This window comes from Komagataeibacter kakiaceti JCM 25156, from assembly GCF_000613305.1.
In genome coordinates, this window is the sequence record NZ_BAIO01000425.1 from 1 (window position 1) to 2,048 (window position 2,048).

Genomic DNA, 2,048 nt, shown 5'->3' on the forward strand with positions numbered 1-2,048 from the left:
GGGGGCAGCAGCCGGTTGCCCCACAGGAAGGCAAGGACGCCAAGCGGCAGGCCGGAAACGGTGGTGATCGTCAGTCCCTCCGCCACACGAAAGGCCATGAGATGCCCGGATTTGCGGCGGCGTTTCATCAGGAACAGAACAAGCCCGGTAGCCATGACGGCCGTAGCCGACAGGCCGGAAATGAAGTAGAGCCACCGCAGCCCGGGCGGGGCAAAGCGCGCGTAATGCAGCCCGCGCATAAGCTGCATGGTGGAGGCGATTTCGCCACGGTTGAGCGTGGTGCCCAGCGGGTGGCCATCGGGCAGGCTGAAATCCACATGGTCGCGGCTCAGATACGGGCCGGATGCATCGCTGGCCGAGATGGTCAGGCGGTCTGGCGCAAACAGAATGAAGCCACATTCCCGGCCCTGCAGGTTTTCCCGCGCCGTGGCCAGCAGGGGGGTCAGTGGCGGCACCGGCAACAGGGTCGTGGCTGGCGTGGACGGGCCGTGACCCTGCCGCCCGCCCTTGCCGCCATGATGGTGGTGGCCGACGGCAGGCTGCCAGGGGAACAGCCTGTCGGCATGGACGAGTATTCCCGTGTAACTGCACATGATGATGAAGGGCAGGAACAGAACCCCGGCCAGAAGATGCGCATCCAGCCACGACCGTATGGGTGAGACGGACAGGCGTAGCATGACCAGATCGGGCAGCAGCGCGCGCAGGTGGATCACGACGCCCGACCCCGCGGCAACCAGAAGCGCCAGCGTCAGAATATCGACAATCCGCACCCCGCCCATATCGGCGCTGCGCAGGGTGTAGTGAAAGTCATAGAAGAATTTCCCTCCCGCCGTTTCACGGGTCGGGATCCGCGCGCCGCTGTGGGGATCAAGGACATCCCCCGTGAATTCGTGGCCGTTGAAATGCAGGACCTGCAACGTGGGTGAACGCCGCGATGGCAGGTTGAGGAAGGACTGGATTCCCCGTGCCTGCTGGTCGCGCAGTAGCTGCGCGGCTGCATGCAGGGCGGTTTCGGTCGGGGGGGTATATGTCCGTACGCGAATTTCCGGCTGCATCCATAGCGTGATTTCGGTATCGAAAACCGTAAGCGTGCCGGTGACGAAAATACATAGAAGGCACAGCCCGCACAGGAACCCGACCCAGCCGTGCAGCCAGCCCATTCGTGTGCGCAGGGTTTCACGCATCATGCAAAACAGCCAAGGGCGGCCAGAGCGCCCAGCGCGCACACCACCAGCAGGCCCCGCTGGCGTGTATTGCCCCCGAAACCTATGAGGATCAGGACAGGCAGGCAGGCTATGGCCACGATATCACCCAGCGTCGCGGCCCCGGCCGGGTTCGGTCCGGCCCACCGGATAAAATCCTTCAGCACCAGACAGGCGGCGAGGTAGGAGAGCAGGCAGGCGGCAACGGCACTGAAAAACCTGTTTATCGCAAGACTGGAACCGGGGCGTGCCGTGTCGCGGGGCATGGGCATTCTTCTGTTATGGACAATAAAATAATGCGACGCATTCGCATATCATGTCCATGCCATAAATTGCCGGGTTTGCGAACAGTTTACAACGTGGTCTGGTGGTATATTGCAAATGGATACATTACCGCATGCCGCCCCGTCCCGGCGTTTCCGTCGTGACCGGGCTTATATCCCCCATAGCGCAAACGTGGCTTTGAACCGGACGCCAACGGGCTGATCCGGGGTGGAGGCTGGTGGCTGCCGGAAGGGGTATGTCATGGCCGGAACCGGTGAGAGGGGTAAGGCCCCACTGACCACTGCCGCGTATTCATGCGCGCACGGTGGTCATTCTCCACCCGACAGTGTAAATGGCGGTATCGTGCAGCAGCAGCCATCGGTGCGGGAGGTCAGCATTACACGACCGGTTACGTCAACTGATGTCGCCCGGCGGGCCGGTGTGTCGCAGTCCGCCGTGTCGCGTGCTTTCTCGCACGGCGCCAGCATCGCCCCGGAGACCCGGCGCAAGGTCATGGAAGCGGCGGCGGCCCTGAATTACCGGCCAACCGCATTCCGGGCATCATGCTCTCGGGGCGGTCGC

At 63.2% G+C, this 2,048-nt stretch carries 3 protein-coding genes; 1 reads left to right on the forward strand and 2 read right to left on the reverse strand.

The annotated features are described in order from the left end of the window. Together JCM25156_RS14750 and JCM25156_RS24905 are read right to left on the reverse strand one after the other, a co-directional pair. The coding region (locus JCM25156_RS14750) for a PepSY-associated TM helix domain-containing protein (protein WP_242402679.1) at positions 1-1,187 on the reverse strand (1,187 nt) is incomplete at its 3' end. Further along, positions 1,184-1,468 carry a hypothetical protein gene (locus JCM25156_RS24905; RefSeq protein WP_148299399.1) on the reverse strand — a complete coding sequence of 95 codons (285 nt, stop codon included), beginning with the start codon at positions 1,466-1,468 and terminating at the stop codon, positions 1,184-1,186. The genes JCM25156_RS24905 and JCM25156_RS14750, both read right to left, overlap by 4 nt. A gap of 361 nt (positions 1,469-1,829) precedes the next feature. On the opposite strand from JCM25156_RS24905, the gene JCM25156_RS28120 reads away from it, so the two are divergent. Then, a partial coding sequence (locus tag JCM25156_RS28120; protein ID WP_242402680.1) for a LacI family DNA-binding transcriptional regulator occupies positions 1,830-2,048 on the forward strand: 219 nt, incomplete at its 3' end.

What these genes read in the sequence shown, in the direction of transcription:
- JCM25156_RS24905 (WP_148299399.1), bottom strand. Translation starts at nt 1,468, where the DNA reads ATGCCCCGCGACACGGCACGCCCCGGTTCCAGTCTTGCGATAAACAGG.